The following is a 15,007-nucleotide window of genomic DNA, read 5'->3' as shown; positions in this document are numbered from 1 at the left end:
ATTGGATATAGATTTTATATTATGCAATATTACAGAATATATACATTAAATAGTAAATTTAATAAGTTTAAAAGTTTATTATTATAATTAAGGTTAAATTTCTTTAGTTTTTATAATAAATCTAATTATTTATCTTTTTGGAAAAAATAATTATCTATACTAAAATAAATATATATTTTTTATTTAAGGGAGTAAAAATCACAGAAAGAAATAAAGGCTTAAGAAGGTGATAAAATGTGGTTTAGAAAGTTACAGGGAAAATTTATGTGCCTTTTATCTAATTTATTAGAGTTTTTTGTAAGCTTTAACTTAGCCTATAGAGTTTATAGATGGGTATTTCAGTTGGGTGTTTTTAAGGGACCAAAGGATTTTAAGGAAAGAGAGAAGAAGGTTAATATATTAAAAGAAATAGAATATGCCTCAAAAATTTCAGAAAATAATAAGTTAGATGTTTATTATCCTAAGGGATTAAAAGAAAAGGCACCAGTTTTAATGTGGATTCATGGGGGAGGGTATATAGCAAATAGCAAGGAAACTGTTGAAAGCTATATGATAACCTTGGCAAGTTATGGTTTTGTTGTATTTAATATAAATTATGTTTTAGCACCTAAGTATAAATATCCAAGTCAAATTATTCAAAGTAATGATGCTTTAAAATATGTATATTTAAATGCAGATAAATTTATGGGAGATAAGGAAAGAATTTTTATAGGGGGAGATTCTGCAGGAGCTCAAATTGCAAGTGAACTAGGAGCAATTATAAGCAATGAAGCTTTAGAAAAAAGGATGAAAATAAAAGCTTCAATAAAAAATTCTTTTTTAAAAGGTATTATATTATTTTGTGGTCTTTATAATATGGAAACTTTAAGAAGCACTAAATTTCCAGGAATACAAACATATATGGAAGCTTTAACAGGAAAAAGTGATTTTGAATCCTATGAAAATATAGAGGAGTTATCAACTATAAAACATATTACAGGTAACTATGCAAGTACCTTTATAACTGTAGGAGATATTGACCCTTTTTTTAATGAAGGAAAAGAATTTGCTAATTCTCTAGAAAAACTAGGAGTTAAGGTTTATAGAAATTTTTATGAAAATAGAGGGCTTTGGCATGAATATCAATTTAAATTTTCCTTTAAAGAGGCTTATGAAAATCTTGATTATGTAGTGAAGTTTTTAAAAGAAAATAGTAAGTAAAAATAACTTTAAAGACTTATAGAAATATTTATATATTATTACTTCTTAAAAGTAAGGATATATAAGTATTTCTATTTTTTATTTAATAGAAAAAATAGTGTTTTATTTTAAGTGTCGAAATTATTATTAAAATAGTAAAAAGTCTTACTTTTAAAAGCATTTAACTTTTTAAAATTCTAAATTTATTACATATATTTTAAGATTTCAACTTAAAAATATTACTATGAAAACTTTTTGAAGATTAAATTTAAAGTGAAATAAATTTTCAAAAATCGAAATTTAGCTAAAAGTGTTTGAAAAAAATATGAGAAAAAACCCTATAAAAACTGCTCTGTTAAAGAGTGTAGAAAGAAATCGAAGATAAAAAAGAAAAATATTTTCAAAAACTATTGAAATATTTTTAGAAAAGGATTACAATAAAAATGCAAAGAAAATAATTTTCAGAAAAAAGGTGATAAAATGTTAGACGTGGTAAAAGGAAATTTAATAGTTTCTTGCCAAGCTTTATCAGATGAACCTTTGCATAGTTCTTTTATTATGGGAAGGATGGCAGTAGCTGCTAAAGAAGGTGGAGCGGTTGCTATAAGAGCACAAGGCGTTGATGATATTAATGAAATAAAAAAAGTTACTAAACTTCCTGTTATCGGAATAATAAAAAGAAATTACGATGACTCAGAGATTTATATAACTCCTACTATGAAGGAAGTGGACGAGCTTCTAAAGACTGATTGTGAAATGATAGCTTTAGATGCAACAAATAGAAAAAGACCTAACAATGAGGACATTAAAGATTTGGTTTCTGCAATACATGAAAATGGAAGATTAGCTATGGCAGATATCTCAACTTTAGAAGAGGGTATAGAGGCTGAAAAGTTAGGTTTTGATTGTGTATCTACAACACTTGCAGGATACACTCCATACTCTACACAAAGTAATAGTGTAGACTTTGAACTTTTAGAAAAGTTAGTAAAAGCGGTAAAAATTCCAGTTATTTGTGAGGGAAGAATAAATACTCCTGAAGACCTTAAAAAGGCTTTTGATTTAGGAGCATATTCAGCTGTAGTTGGAGGAGCTATAACAAGACCACAACAAATAACTAAGAGATTTACTGATATTTTAAAATAAAAGAAATATTAAAGGCATTTTGAGAGGAGAATAAGAACATGAAAGGTATATATTCAGCATTATTAGTTTCATTTGACAAGGATGGAAACATCAATGAGAAGGGATTAAGAGAAATAATAAGACACAATATTGATGTATGTAAAATAGACGGTCTTTATGTAGGTGGAAGTACAGGAGAAAACTTTATGCTTTCAACTGATGAAAAGAAAAGAATTTTTGAAATAGCTATGGATGAAGCAAAGGGACAAGTTAAATTAATTGCTCAAGTAGGTTCAATTAACTTAAAAGAGGCTGTTGAATTAGCTAAGTTTACAACAGATTTAGGATATGATGCAATTTCAGCAGTTACTCCATTTTATTATAAATTCGACTTTAGCGAAATCAAAAACTACTACGAAACAATAATAAACTCTGTTGATAACAAACTTATAATTTACTCAATTCCTTTCTTAACAGGAGTAAATATGTCAATAGACCAATTTGCTGAACTATTTAAAAATGATAAGATTATCGGTGTTAAATTTACAGCAGCTGACTTCTATTTATTAGAACGTATGAGAAAAGCATTCCCAGATAAATTAATATTTGCTGGTTTTGATGAAATGATGTTACCTGCTACAGTTCTTGGAGTTGATGGTGCTATAGGTTCAACCTTTAATGTAAACGGTGTTAGAGCAAGACAAATTTTTGAGGCTGCACAAAAAGGAGATATTAAAACAGCTTTAGAAGTTCAACATGTAACTAATGATTTAATAACTGATATCTTAAATAATGGTCTTTACCAAACAATCAAGATAATTCTTCAAGAACAAGGGGTAGATGCAGGTTACTGTAGACAACCTATGAAAGAAGCTACTGAAGAGATGATTGAAAAAGCTAAAGAAATAAATAAAAAATATTTCTAGGTTTTAAAATAAAATGGATATGTTTTTAGGCTAGCTTTAATTAAGCTAGCCTATGTAAAAATTGAAAAAAAGGGGGAGAATTGGTATGCAAGGATTTACGAAGTTTGATTTAGTTGTTCTAGTTGTTTACTTAGGAGCTGTTCTTTATGCTGGGTTAAAGTTCTCTAAGAAAGAGATGAAAGGTAAAGAGTTCTTCAGAGGTGATGGAACTATACCTTGGTGGGTTACTTCAGTTTCTATATTTGCAACTTTATTAAGTCCAATTTCATTTTTATCACTAGCTGGTAATTCTTATCAGGGTACTTGGATAATGTGGTTTGCTCAACTTGGTATGTTTGTAGCAGTACCTCTTACAATAAGGTTTATTTTACCTGTTTATAGTAGATTAGATATAGATACAGCCTATGAATATTTACAAATAAGATATAAAGATAAAGGTCTTAGAGTTCTTGGTGCTGTAATGTTTATAATTTATCAAATAGGACGTATGGCAATTATAATGTACTTACCATCTATGGTATTAGCAAATCTTACAGGAATAAATGTTTATCTACTTATAATAGCAATGGGTGTAATAGCTATAATTTATTCATACACAGGTGGATTAAAGTCAGTTTTATGGACAGACTTCATTCAAGGTTGTGTACTTATAGCAGGTATCGTATTCGCATTAATATTTTTAATTTGTACAATAAATGGTGGCTTTGGCGCTATTATGAGTGAGTTAACTGAAGGCGGAAAATTCTTAGCTTCACAAGAACCAATTTTTGATGCTAATATCTTTAAAACAAGTGTATTCTTATTAATAGTTGGAGGAGGATTAAATACTTTCTCTTCATATATCTCAAGTCAGGATGTAGTGCAAAGGTTTACTACTACTACAGATATAAAACAATTAAAGAAAATGACTTATGGTAACTTAGTATTATCATTATTTGTAGCAACAGTTTTCTATTTAATAGGAACAGCTTTATATGTTTTCTATAAACAAAATCCACAGTTATTACAAACTGCTCAACAAGACCAAATATTTGCATCATATATAGCATTCCAATTACCAGTTGGTATTACAGGTATAGTTTTAGCAGCTATATATGCAGCAGCTCAATCAACACTTTCAACTGGATTAAACTCAGTTGCAACAAGCTGGACTTTAGACATTCAAAACTTTATAACAAAGGATATGTCTATGGAAAAGCAAACTAAGATTGCTCAGTATATATCTTTAGGTGTTGGGATAGCTGCAATAGCAATGGCAGTAATACTTGCAAATGGTGGAGTAAACTCAGCTTATGAATGGTTCAATGGATTTATGGGACTTGTTCTTGGTGTACTAGCTGGAATATTTGTACTAGGAATATTCTTTAAAAAGGCTACAAAAGCAGGAGCATATGCTGGATTTATAGCATCAGCTATTGCAGTTATAGCATGTAAGTATGGCGGATTTGATGTAAGCATATGGTCATACTCAATTATATCAATAGGTGTTTCAATTGTAGTTGGTATGATAGTTTCATTAATGACTCAATCTCAATTAGCAGATGAAAAAACATTAAATGAAGCAACAATTTACTACAATAAAAATGAAGGTGAATTAGTTAATAATTAATAGAATAATTTTTAGTTAAAGATAGTGTTGACTTTTAGAAGAAATATTTTTCTAAGGGTCAGCACTACTTTAAAATTATAGATTTTAGAGGTGAAAAAAATGATATTTGGGAATTTATTAAATTTAGAGGCTTATGATTATTTACCAAAGCTTGTCAAAGAAGCTTTATTACATGCAAAAAATAATAAGGTAATAGATTTTGAAGCAGGTACTCATGAAATAAAAGGTGATGAACTTTTCTTTAATAGAGTTAATTATACTACAAAGGATAAGGAAGATCGTTTTTGGGAAGGACATAAAAAGTATATAGATGTTCATGTAGTTTTTAGTGGAAAAGAAAGAATAGATTTAAATTTCAAAGAAAATTTAGATTTTAAAGAATATGTAGAGAAAGATGATTTCTTATCCTTTGATGGAGAGGCAAATTCTACAGTAGTATTAGAAGAAGGTGATTTTCTAATTTGTTATCCTGAGGATATACACATGACTTGTTTAAAGGCTGATAAGGAGCCTTCAGAGGTTAAGAAAGCTATTTATAAAGTTATTTTATAATACATTTTTAAGGTTGTACCTGTTGCTTAAAAAATAAACAAAATTAAAATTTTAGTTTATGAATTATAGGCATTTTTAGGTACAGCCTTTCTTGCATATAAAAATTAAAATAAAAATAGAGGTGATTTATATATGAGTTTATTTGCAGTTATAGATATAGGTGGAACTAGCATAAAATATGGAATAATAAATGAAGAAGGAATTTTAGTTGAGACTAATGATAGAGATACTGAAGCTGAAAAAGGTGGCTTAAGTATTATAGAAAAGGTTAAAGAAATAATTCACGAAATGATTAAGAAAAATAAAATAGAGGGTATAGCCGTATCAACAGCTGGAATGGTTTGTCCTAAAGAAGGGAAAATAGTTTTTGCAGGACCAACTATACCTAATTATACAGGGGTTGAAGTAAAAAAAATCTTAGAAGAAGAATTTAATTTACCTTGTTTCGTTGAAAATGATGTAAACTGTGCAGCTTTAGGAGAATTTTCTTATGGTGCTGGAAAGGGAACTAGGTCAATGGCTTGTTTAACAATTGGAACAGGAATTGGGGGAGCTTTAATTATAGATGGAAAGATACTACATGGTTTTAGCAACTCAGCTGGAGAAATTGGTTATATGATAGTTAGAGGAGAGCAAATTCAAGATATTGCATCTACAAGTGCTTTAGTTAAAAATGTAGCCTCTAGAAAAGGTCTTGATACAAGCTTTATAGATGGAAGGTATGTTTTAGATAACTATGAAAAAGGAGATGTAATATGCAAAGAAGAGGTTGAAAAATTAGCAGATAATTTAGCTTTATGTTTATCAAGTGTAGTTTATTTAATAAACCCTGAGGTAGTTGTTTTAGGGGGAGGAATAATGGCTAGAGAGGAAATTTTTAGACCTTTAATTGAAAATAGTTTAAAAAAATACTTAATAGAATCTGTTTATAAAAATACAAAAATAGCCTTTGCAGAGTTAAAAAATACTGCTGGAATGAAGGGTGCTTATTACAACTTTAGATTAAACTATAAACTTTAAAATTAATTTAAAGTTTGTATACTAATATATTTATATAAATTATGGAGCTTATATGACAAGAATGATATACTTAAAATATTATGCTTAACTTAATTTTAAAGGATTTTGCTTTAAATAAGTTTTTAGTATTCCTATAAAATTAAGTTTAATTACTAATAGAATAAGAGGTACTTTATGGGAATATTAGAGCAATTAGAAAATCCAAAATTTAAGGCAACTAAATCAGAAAAAAATTTAATTGAATATATAGAATCAGATTTAGACAATATTATATATAAATCAATTTCTGTAATAGCAAAGGAATCTAGTGTAGGGGAAGCAACAATAACAAGATTTACTAAGAAATTAGGATTTAATGGCTTTCAAGACTTTAAGGTAACTTTAGCTAAGGAAATTTCAAATAAAAAGAATACAAGTATAATAAATTTACATGTTCATAGAGATGAAAGTTTAAAAGAAACTGCTAATAAAATGCTTAAATCTTCTATAAACATATTAGAGCAGACTGTAAAAAATATAGATTTAAATTTAATGTTTAAATGCAAAGATTTAATTATGAATGCTAAGAGAGTGTATTTTATAGGAATAGGATATTCTGGAATTGCAGCTATGGATATAAATTATAAATTCATGAGAATTGGGTTTACAACTATACCAGTAACAGATAGTCATACAATGGTTATAATGTCTTCAATTACAAATAATGATGATGTTATGGTTGCAATATCAAACTCTGGTACAACTAAAGAGGTTTTAAAAACTGTAAAACAAGCTAAGGAAAATGGAACTAAAATAATAAGCTTAACAGAGGATAGTAAAAATCCATTAAGAGAATTAGCTGACTATGCCCTAACATATACTTCAGCTGAAACTATCTTTGAAACTGGTTCTATATCATCAAAAATTCCTCAAATATTTTTACTTGATTTACTTTATACAGAAGTTATTAAGGAAATGTTTAGTGAGGCAGTTGAGAAGAAAATTAAAACAACAAGTGCTATTTTAGATTAAGAGAATAGGTCACAGTGATTTAACTGTGACCTATTTTATTTTGGTCTTTTTGATAAAGCTATATCAAAACAGGTTATTCCAAAAGCAAAAATAAGAGAAGAAGGTAAAGTTCTGCTTAATCTTAAATCTGGTAAAGGTAAAAATAAATCACCAATAAATCTAAGGATTAATAAACCTACAAATAAAATAAAAAATTTAACTCCTTCTTTTTTTACATCTGAAAAGGTAAAGTGTTTTACAGTACACAAAACTCTTATTAATATATATAAAGGAATAATAATTGCAAAGATAGCATAGGCAGTAACGAAGTTTAAAGTAGCTTTGCTTGGAATGTCTCTATATATTACAAAGAGAGTTGCTATAGTCATCATTATAAATAAAGAGTAAATGATTCCATCTAAAGTACGTACATTTCTTTTTTTCAATTTAATTCCCCCTAAATAAATTTTTTCTTTATTATGATTATACACAAAATTTTAACAATTGAACAACTGAATATATTTACAGAGAGGTTACTACTACCTTAAATTAAGCTAAAATCTACTTTTAATTATAATATTTAATAGTATTTATATAAAAAAATTAATAGATTAATTGTAAATAAAGCATATATGCTATATAATGTTAAAGTATTGTAAAAATAAATATTTAAAAATAGGTTAAAAGTTCATAATTATGAACTTTATTAAAAGGGAAGTTGGGTTTAAATCCCACGCGGTCCCGCCGCTGTAAGAGAGGAGTTTTTTTGTATTTTAAGCCACTGAAATTTATTTTGGGAAGGCAACAAAAAAATTATGATACTTGAGCCAGAAGACCTGCCTATTTTAAAACATCAGTATCCTACGGGAAATAGGAGATGTTGTGCTTTGGTAAGTTATATTTTTATAGATTTGTTATAACCCCCTAGACGCAATGTCTAGGGGTTTTTATATGAGATGAAATTTTTAACAAAACTTTATACTTACAAAACAATAATCAATTTAACTTTTAAATCTAAAAATACATATTAAATTTTAAAGTTATGTTAGAAATATTTTTCTCAATATCACATACAAGTGGGGGACACAAAACAAAATATAATTTAAGGAGTAGAGTTATTATGTCAAAAAGAAATCAAGTATTTATAGGATTCTTATTAATGTTCTTATTAATACCAAGAAGTGTTTTAGCTATGCATATTATGGAAGGTTTTTTACAACCTAAATGGTGTATAGCATGGGGAGTTATAACAATACCATTTATAGTATTAGGATTATTTTCTATTAGAAGTAAAGTTAAAAATAACCCAAGATTAAAGATTTTATTAGCTATGGCAGGGGCTTATGCTTTTGTACTTTCTGCATTAAAGCTTCCATCAGTTACAGGAAGTTGTTCACACCCTACAGGAGTTGGACTTGCAGCTATATTATTTGGACCTACAGCAGCCTCAGTTTTAGGTGTTATTGTACTTTTATTCCAAGCCTTACTTTTAGCTCATGGTGGTCTTACTACTCTTGGTGCTAATACTTTTTCAATGGCTGTAGTTGGACCTTTAGTATCTTATGGACTTTATAAATTAGTGAAAAAACTTAATGGACCAACTTGGTTAGGAGTATTTTTAGCTTCTGCACTAGGAGATTTAGCTACTTACATGGTTACTTCAGTTCAATTAGGACTAGCTTTCCCAGCTGAAGTTGGTGGAGTTATGGCTTCAGTTATGAAATTTATGAGTATATTTGCAATAACTCAAATTCCTTTAGCTATAAGTGAAGGAATATTAACAGTTATAATTTTTAACACTATAGAAAATTATGCAAAAGAAGACTTAATGGAACTTAATATTTTTGCAAAGGGGGTAAAATAATGAAAAATAAAACAGCATCAAAAAATATTATATTATTATTATTAGTTGTATTTATAACTATAATACCTTTCTTTGTAGCTAGTAATGGAGAGTTTGGTGGTTCTGATGACCAAGCAGAAGAGGCTATAACTCAAATAGATGAAAGTTATGAACCTTGGTTTTCTCCTTTATTTGAACCTGCAAGTGGAGAAATAGAAAGTTTATTATTTGCTCTTCAAGCTGCAATTGGAGCAGGAATAATTGGTTTTGGAATAGGTTACTTAAAGGGAAAAAAGAAAGTGGAATTAGAATTAAATGATGAATATAGATAATTATGCTTATTCATCTAAACTAAAAAATATTAATCCTACAGAGAAGATATTTTTTGCATTAACTACCTTATTTGTTTGTCTTTTTGCTAATAATTTTCTAGTATCTATATGCACAATAGCTATTATGAGTTTTTTAATAATTAGAATAGGCAAAACTAAAGTTAAAGTTTTTTTAAGGTTAATGACTGTACCTATAACTTTTTTAATAATTGGAATACTAACAATTGTTATAAGTTATTCTTTAAACAAAGGACAATTTTTAATATCCTTTAGATTTTTTAATGGATGGATTGGAGTTTCAAAAGAAGGTATAAATCAAGGAGCTAATATGTTTTTAAAAGTAATGGGTTCTTTAAGTTGTTTATACTTTATATCTTTAACAACTCCAATGATAGATGTAATATCTGTTTTAACTAAGATGAAAGTACCTAGTTTTTTAATAGAACTTATAGGGCTTGTTTACAGGTTTATATTTATAATATTAGAAACATCAGAAATGATGTTTATATCTCAAAATTCAAGACTTGGATATAGGGATATAAAAACATCTTATAAATCTCTAGGAGCCTTAGCATCAACTTTATTTATCCGTTCCTTTAAAAGAGCTAATGATTTATACACAGCTTTAGAAGCTAGAGGGTATAATGGAGAAATTAAAGTTATTGAAGAAGAGGTTGAAAAGAGAAATTACATATATATAATAACTATATTAATTAATCTTATTTTTATAGGAATAGCTATATTTTTTAAATAGAGTAGGAGGATTTTATGGAAGAGTATATATTAAAAGTAGAAGAGCTTAATTATAATTATTCAGATGGAACTCATGCTCTAAAAGGTATAAATATGAATATAAAAAGAGGAGAGGTTACAGCTATATTAGGGGGAAATGGTGTTGGAAAATCAACTTTATTTCAAAATTTTAATGGCATATTAAAACCCTCTTCAGGAAGAATACTCTTTAACAATAAGGAAATAGATTACTCAAGAAAAGGAATAATGAAACTTAGAGAAAACATAGGAATTGTTTTTCAAGACCCTGATAATCAACTTTTTTCAGCTAGTGTATATAAAGATGTTTCCTTTGGTGCTATTAATATGAAGTTGCCAGAGGAGGAAGTGAAAAAAAGAGTACATAAAGCTTTAAAAAGAACTGGAATAGAGCATTTAAAAGACAAACCTACACATTGCTTAAGTTTTGGACAGAAAAAAAGAGTAGCAATTGCTGGGGTTTTAGTTATGGAACCTAAGGTATTAATATTAGATGAGCCTACAGCAGGATTAGATCCTCTTGGAGTATCAGAAATAATGAAATTATTATTAGAGATGCAAAAAGAATTAGGAATAACAATAATAATAGCCACTCATGATATAGACATTGTTCCGTTATATTGTGATAAGGTTTTTGTTATGAAAGAAGGAAAAGTTGTACTAAGTGGAAATCCTAAGGAGGTATTTTCTAAGAAGGATACCATAAGAAAGGTTAATCTTAGATTACCTAGAATAGGGCATCTTATGGAGATTTTAAAAGAAAAGGATGGATTCTCCTTTGATGAATTAGACTTAACTATAGGACAGGCAAGAAAAAGAATAAGTTCTTTTAAGAGTAAAATTTTTAAAGATTAATATTTAATTTAGATTTATTTAAGCATTTAGACACCTATCAAAGTATTTTGATAGGTGTCTTTTTTAGTAAATAATAATAAAATAAATAAGTTTATTTTATTGTTATAAATATTAAAATGATAAAATATACTTAATATTTCTATTATAAATTAAATTTGTGCATATGAAATAATTTTGATAAGATAAAATAGTTACTTTTATGGGATATAAAATAAAAAATACTAATTTTCTAAAAAAAATTCAGTAAAAATTTTTACTGATTTATTTTACTATTTTTAATTTGAAAAAGAAAAAGTTTCATTATTTAAAAGTAAAATTTCAAAATAATTACATTACATAAAAAATTTCTAAAATAATGAAATTTTATAATTTAAAAATATTTTCTATCTAATAAATATATAGAGTAAAATTAAAAATATATAATAAAAATTAGTCCATTTAGTAAAAAATACATAATAATAAGAAAAAAATCATGAGAAATAGAATATATTGTATAAAAAATCATAACTCTGTAATAAAAAATTATGGTCGAATTTTGTAATTCTAAAATTATTTACTAATTATGAAAATGATTTTAGAATATATATAAGGCTATTTGTTATATTTTTAAATACATAGAAATAATGTGATGAATTGTCTAAAAAATAACATATTAAATTTTAGGGGATGATATTAAAAGATTAAAGAGGGAGAGTATGATAAAATGTTTACTAATGAGTTAAAAGATTTATTATCAGGTTTATATCAGAAATATGGCTGTACTAAGGAAGTGCTTCAACTTAGTGTAATGGTAGATGAGCTTATTGTTAAAGAACAAAGAGACAGACTAAAGGAATATTATAAATCAAAAAAAAATAATATTTAATTTCAAGGATAGTAAAACATATAAATTGTTATTAACTCTAAAAAAATAAAGTATTTAAAATTTGAATTATTAATTTTAAATTAGTTTTATGGGGAAGAATTACTTAAATTAGTCAACATATTTAAAATATGTTAGTCTTAGTTTAAATTTATTATAGAATTTTTTAAATTAAAAAGAGATAGCTTAAAAGCTATCTCTTTTTATATAGTTTAACTTATATAATTCATAGGATTTACATGTTGTCCATTAACTCTTATTTCAAAGTGAGCATGAGGACCAGTACTATATCCTGTAGAACCTACTAGAGAAACTACTTGTCCTTGTTTTACTCTTTGACCAGCTGATACCTTTAATTGAGATGCATGTGCATATAATGTGCTAATTCCATTACCATGGTCTATTATTACCATATTACCATAAGCAGGATGATATTCAGCTGCAGTTACAACTCCATCTTGAGCAGCTAAGAATGGTTCACCCATAGATGCTGCAAAGTCTACTCCAGTATGAACTTTATATTCTCCTGTTACAGGATGAACTCTAGGACCATATGGACTAGTTATAGAAGAAGACGCAACAGGTCTTATAAATCCACTAGATGAGTGGCTGTTTGAAGAAGAACCACTATTTTGTGATGGAGCAGAGCTACCACCAGAACTAGAGTTACTACTTCCTCCATTACTACTTGAAGAACTTTCGCTTTTAGCAGGAGCAGGAGCTGGTTTAAAGTAGGATTGAATTTCCTTCTCTATTTCATCTTCTCTTTCTGCTAAAGATTTAAGTTCAGCATTTTTTTGACTCTCTAACTCTTCTAATTCACTTAACTGTGATTTATAATTGTTTAAAGTATTTTCATGTTCTGTTTTTGTCTCAGTAAGAGACTTTTCTTTAGAAAGAAGTTCATTTTTCTTTTTGTCTAAAGTATCTTTAGACTCCTCAAGTTGTTCACTTCTAATTTCTAATTCTTTCTTTAAATCTTTTATTTCATCAATTAATTTATTATCTGTTTTAACAAGTGTTGTTATATTAGCTATGTTAGATAAAAGCTCGCCAAAACTTTTAGATTCAAGAATCATGTAAAGAAATCTATCACTTAAATTAGATTTATAAACATTTCTAAGTCTCTCACCTAAAATTTCTTGCTTTTCGTCTTGTTCTTTTTTAGCTTTTTTAATTTCACCAGTATTTTCTTCTATTGAATCTTGTACTTTAGTTATTTCAGAATCAGTAGATGAAATTTCGTTATTTAAAGTTTGTATTTTTTCTTCATATTCAGTAACTTTTGCTTGAGCTGAGTTTACTTCAGATTGTTTAGATTCAATTTTATCTTTAATTTCGTCTAATTTTCCCTTTTTAGCTTGCTTTTCTTCGTTAATTTGTTTTTTCTCCTCTTCTAATTTATTAACCTGGGGATTTGCTTTTGTTATTAGTGGAGCAGAAAAAGCACTAACCACTAAAAAACTACTCATAAACAAAGATACAATTTTAAGTTTGTTCATTTAATCACCTATCTTTAATATATTTTTTCGAGAGTTTTGTTTTATTTTCAACAAATTATACCTTAAATCATAGAGGAATATCCACAGATAATTTGAAAATTTTAAGTTAACTTTTAAAAGAAAAGTTAACAAAAGGCATAAAAAATTATTTTTAATAGAAATAAAAACCAATTATTAAAAAAATAATTTAACGATTAAAAGAATTAAATAGATAAAATTATAAAAAAATATTACTTAGGTTATTTGTGATTAAAAGAAAAAAATATGGCCATAATTAAACTAAGTTTATGATTTAGGGGGAAGGGTTAATGGCTAGAAAATCATCTAAGAAATATTCAAAAGAAGTGAATGCAAAAATAATCTTATTTGTATTAATAATGATAATAATGAGAATTGCAGTTCTAAATTTTATTAGTGAGGTTTCTGAAATAGAGTTTAATGAGTTATCTAGAGCTAGAATTTATAATGGAAATATAAATTCTACTCTTTTATTAGAAAGCTTAGTAAACTTCTTTGGAACTTCAATATTAGAATCTTATAAGGGGATATTCTTAATTGCAATAATAAATGTATTTATTGCTTCTTATATATTAAAGAAGAAAGAGTTTACTAATAATTTCTTTTTCAATCTTATAATTGCATACTTATTTTCATCTATAATAACTATATTTTTAATATTAGCAGGTATACTTATATTTTTTGCCATTATACAATGTATGGTTTTTGTTAATTCTTTAAAAATAGAAGCCTCATCACAATTGTTATGGCTAGTTATATCTATATTAGGTGGACTTTTATTTATAAAGTATTTAAACAAAAGTGTTATATTTTCATTAGTAGCTTTTTTAGTTTTATCAACTTATATAGTTTATTCAACAGATATAGGCAAAAATGCAGCGGATATTAAAGTTTCAAAATATAGCTTAGAGGAATTTACTAATAACTTAAATACACTATCAAAGAAATAATCTAAAGATTTAAAAATATAATTAAGCTATTTTAAATAAATTATATTAAAAATACTATAGAAAATATTGTATAAACTAAACAAAAGATTATTTTTACACTAAAAAATTCTATAATATTATATAAAAATAAATAATTACAAATAAAAATAATACAAATTTATACAAAAAAACAATAAAAATCAATTATTATAATAAACACTTAACCTAGTGTATCAATACAGTTAATTCATAGTAATTTAGAGTAAATAAAGGTAATTATAATATAATTTAAAAAACAAAAGAAATAATAATAAAATTTATTCATATAACATGGTAAGATAAATTTCGTCAGCAAGAGACAGGGCAACAACATAACAAATAAAATTTTGAAAAAAGTTGTTGACAAAGTTTCGAAGTGATGTTAAACTAAGAAAGTCGCTTGAGGGCGACAAAGAAATGGTCTTTGAAAATTAAACAGAAGATATTAACATAAA

The 15,007-nt window shown here is 26.7% G+C and carries 15 protein-coding genes and 1 riboswitch; of the genes, 13 read left to right on the top strand and 2 right to left on the bottom strand.

Going from position 1 to position 15,007, the window contains the following annotated elements:
- The first annotated feature begins 234 nt into the window (after nt 1-234).
- The 7 genes from AC4FQV_RS09790 to AC4FQV_RS09760 all read left to right on the top strand — a co-directional run bounded on the left by AC4FQV_RS09790 (nt 235) and on the right by AC4FQV_RS09760 (nt 7,422).
- Complete coding sequence (locus AC4FQV_RS09790) at nt 235-1,200, top strand: alpha/beta hydrolase (RefSeq protein WP_491165409.1); 966 nt, start codon at nt 235-237, stop codon at nt 1,198-1,200.
- A gap of 459 nt (nt 1,201-1,659) precedes the next feature.
- The gene (locus AC4FQV_RS09785) at nt 1,660-2,325 is read left to right on the top strand and encodes an N-acetylmannosamine-6-phosphate 2-epimerase (RefSeq protein WP_491140163.1); all 666 of its coding nucleotides are present in this window, start codon (nt 1,660-1,662) and stop codon (nt 2,323-2,325) included.
- Nucleotides 2,326-2,363: 38 nt separating this feature from the next.
- Nucleotides 2,364-3,230, top strand: coding sequence for an N-acetylneuraminate lyase (locus tag AC4FQV_RS09780; RefSeq protein ID WP_491165408.1), 867 nt, complete (start codon nt 2,364-2,366; stop codon nt 3,228-3,230).
- Between the two features lie 85 nt (nt 3,231-3,315).
- Entirely contained in the window at nt 3,316-4,839 is a 1,524-nt protein-coding gene (locus tag AC4FQV_RS09775; RefSeq protein ID WP_491165407.1) for a sodium:solute symporter family protein, read from the top strand.
- Between the two features lie 99 nt (nt 4,840-4,938).
- On the top strand, nt 4,939-5,391 hold the full coding sequence (locus tag AC4FQV_RS09770) for a NanQ anomerase/TabA/YiaL family protein (RefSeq protein WP_491140160.1): 453 nt from the start codon (nt 4,939-4,941) through the stop codon (nt 5,389-5,391).
- 132 nt (nt 5,392-5,523) lie between these two features.
- On the top strand, nt 5,524-6,411 hold the full coding sequence (locus AC4FQV_RS09765; RefSeq protein ID WP_491140159.1) for an ROK family protein: 888 nt from the start codon (nt 5,524-5,526) through the stop codon (nt 6,409-6,411).
- Between the two features lie 174 nt (nt 6,412-6,585).
- Entirely contained in the window at nt 6,586-7,422 is an 837-nt protein-coding gene (locus tag AC4FQV_RS09760; protein WP_491165406.1) for a MurR/RpiR family transcriptional regulator, read from the top strand.
- A gap of 35 nt (nt 7,423-7,457) precedes the next feature.
- Here the strand turns inward: AC4FQV_RS09760 and AC4FQV_RS09755 are convergent, their stop codons facing one another.
- Nucleotides 7,458-7,847 carry a hypothetical protein gene (locus AC4FQV_RS09755; RefSeq protein WP_491140157.1) on the bottom strand — a complete coding sequence of 130 codons (390 nt, stop codon included), beginning with the start codon at nt 7,845-7,847 and terminating at the stop codon, nt 7,458-7,460.
- Between the two features lie 214 nt (nt 7,848-8,061).
- Nucleotides 8,062-8,259, top strand: a riboswitch (cobalamin riboswitch).
- 262 nt (nt 8,260-8,521) lie between these two features.
- On the opposite strand from AC4FQV_RS09755, the gene AC4FQV_RS09750 reads away from it, so the two are divergent.
- From AC4FQV_RS09750 to AC4FQV_RS09730, 5 genes are all read left to right on the top strand, one after another.
- A complete protein-coding gene (locus AC4FQV_RS09750) occupies nt 8,522-9,265 on the top strand; it encodes an energy-coupling factor ABC transporter permease (RefSeq protein ID WP_491140156.1) in 744 nt (247 codons plus the stop codon).
- Entirely contained in the window at nt 9,265-9,576 is a 312-nt protein-coding gene (locus AC4FQV_RS09745; protein WP_491140155.1) for an energy-coupling factor ABC transporter substrate-binding protein, read from the top strand. Before AC4FQV_RS09750 ends, AC4FQV_RS09745 begins: the two co-directional genes overlap by 1 nt.
- Nucleotides 9,560-10,330, top strand: coding sequence for a cobalt ECF transporter T component CbiQ (gene cbiQ / locus AC4FQV_RS09740; protein WP_491140154.1), 771 nt, complete (start codon nt 9,560-9,562; stop codon nt 10,328-10,330). The genes AC4FQV_RS09745 and cbiQ overlap by 17 nt, the downstream gene beginning before the upstream one ends.
- A gap of 14 nt (nt 10,331-10,344) precedes the next feature.
- Nucleotides 10,345-11,202, top strand: a complete 858-nt coding sequence (locus AC4FQV_RS09735; RefSeq protein WP_491140153.1) for an ATP-binding cassette domain-containing protein — start codon at nt 10,345-10,347, stop codon at nt 11,200-11,202.
- Between the two features lie 703 nt (nt 11,203-11,905).
- Entirely contained in the window at nt 11,906-12,067 is a 162-nt protein-coding gene (locus AC4FQV_RS09730; protein WP_491140152.1) for a hypothetical protein, read from the top strand.
- A 209-nt stretch (nt 12,068-12,276) separates the two neighbouring features.
- On the opposite strand, the gene AC4FQV_RS09725 is transcribed toward AC4FQV_RS09730, so the two are convergent.
- Entirely contained in the window at nt 12,277-13,566 is a 1,290-nt protein-coding gene (locus tag AC4FQV_RS09725; protein WP_491140151.1) for a murein hydrolase activator EnvC family protein, read from the bottom strand.
- A 308-nt stretch (nt 13,567-13,874) separates the two neighbouring features.
- Between AC4FQV_RS09725 and AC4FQV_RS09720 the strand changes: the two genes are divergently transcribed.
- Nucleotides 13,875-14,534: a hypothetical protein gene (locus AC4FQV_RS09720; protein ID WP_491140150.1), complete on the top strand. Its 660-nt coding sequence runs from the start codon at nt 13,875-13,877 to the stop codon at nt 14,532-14,534.
- Nucleotides 14,535-15,007 lie beyond the last annotated feature (473 nt).

It is taken from the genome of Clostridium sp. TJA038, assembly GCF_058310255.1.
Note: the sequence above shows the minus strand (reverse complement) of the source record. Positions and strands in the feature narration are given on the sequence as shown.

Bases quoted from the DNA above. Each gene is read 5' to 3' on its own strand.
- AC4FQV_RS09720 (WP_491140150.1), top strand. From the start codon at position 13,875: ATGGCTAGAAAATCATCTAAGAAATATTCAAAAGAAGTGAATGCAAAA.
- AC4FQV_RS09760 (WP_491165406.1), top strand. From the start codon at position 6,586: ATGGGAATATTAGAGCAATTAGAAAATCCAAAATTTAAGGCAACTAAA.
- AC4FQV_RS09780 (WP_491165408.1), top strand. From the start codon at position 2,364: ATGAAAGGTATATATTCAGCATTATTAGTTTCATTTGACAAGGATGGA.
- AC4FQV_RS09775 (WP_491165407.1), top strand. From the start codon at position 3,316: ATGCAAGGATTTACGAAGTTTGATTTAGTTGTTCTAGTTGTTTACTTA.
- AC4FQV_RS09790 (WP_491165409.1), top strand. From the start codon at position 235: ATGTGGTTTAGAAAGTTACAGGGAAAATTTATGTGCCTTTTATCTAAT.
- AC4FQV_RS09725 (WP_491140151.1), bottom strand. From the start codon at position 13,566: ATGAACAAACTTAAAATTGTATCTTTGTTTATGAGTAGTTTTTTAGTG.
- AC4FQV_RS09750 (WP_491140156.1), top strand. From the start codon at position 8,522: ATGTCAAAAAGAAATCAAGTATTTATAGGATTCTTATTAATGTTCTTA.
- AC4FQV_RS09785 (WP_491140163.1), top strand. From the start codon at position 1,660: ATGTTAGACGTGGTAAAAGGAAATTTAATAGTTTCTTGCCAAGCTTTA.
- AC4FQV_RS09730 (WP_491140152.1), top strand. From the start codon at position 11,906: ATGTTTACTAATGAGTTAAAAGATTTATTATCAGGTTTATATCAGAAA.
- AC4FQV_RS09765 (WP_491140159.1), top strand. From the start codon at position 5,524: ATGAGTTTATTTGCAGTTATAGATATAGGTGGAACTAGCATAAAATAT.
- AC4FQV_RS09745 (WP_491140155.1), top strand. From the start codon at position 9,265: ATGAAAAATAAAACAGCATCAAAAAATATTATATTATTATTATTAGTT.
- cbiQ (WP_491140154.1), top strand. From the start codon at position 9,560: ATGATGAATATAGATAATTATGCTTATTCATCTAAACTAAAAAATATT.
- AC4FQV_RS09770 (WP_491140160.1), top strand. From the start codon at position 4,939: ATGATATTTGGGAATTTATTAAATTTAGAGGCTTATGATTATTTACCA.
- AC4FQV_RS09735 (WP_491140153.1), top strand. From the start codon at position 10,345: ATGGAAGAGTATATATTAAAAGTAGAAGAGCTTAATTATAATTATTCA.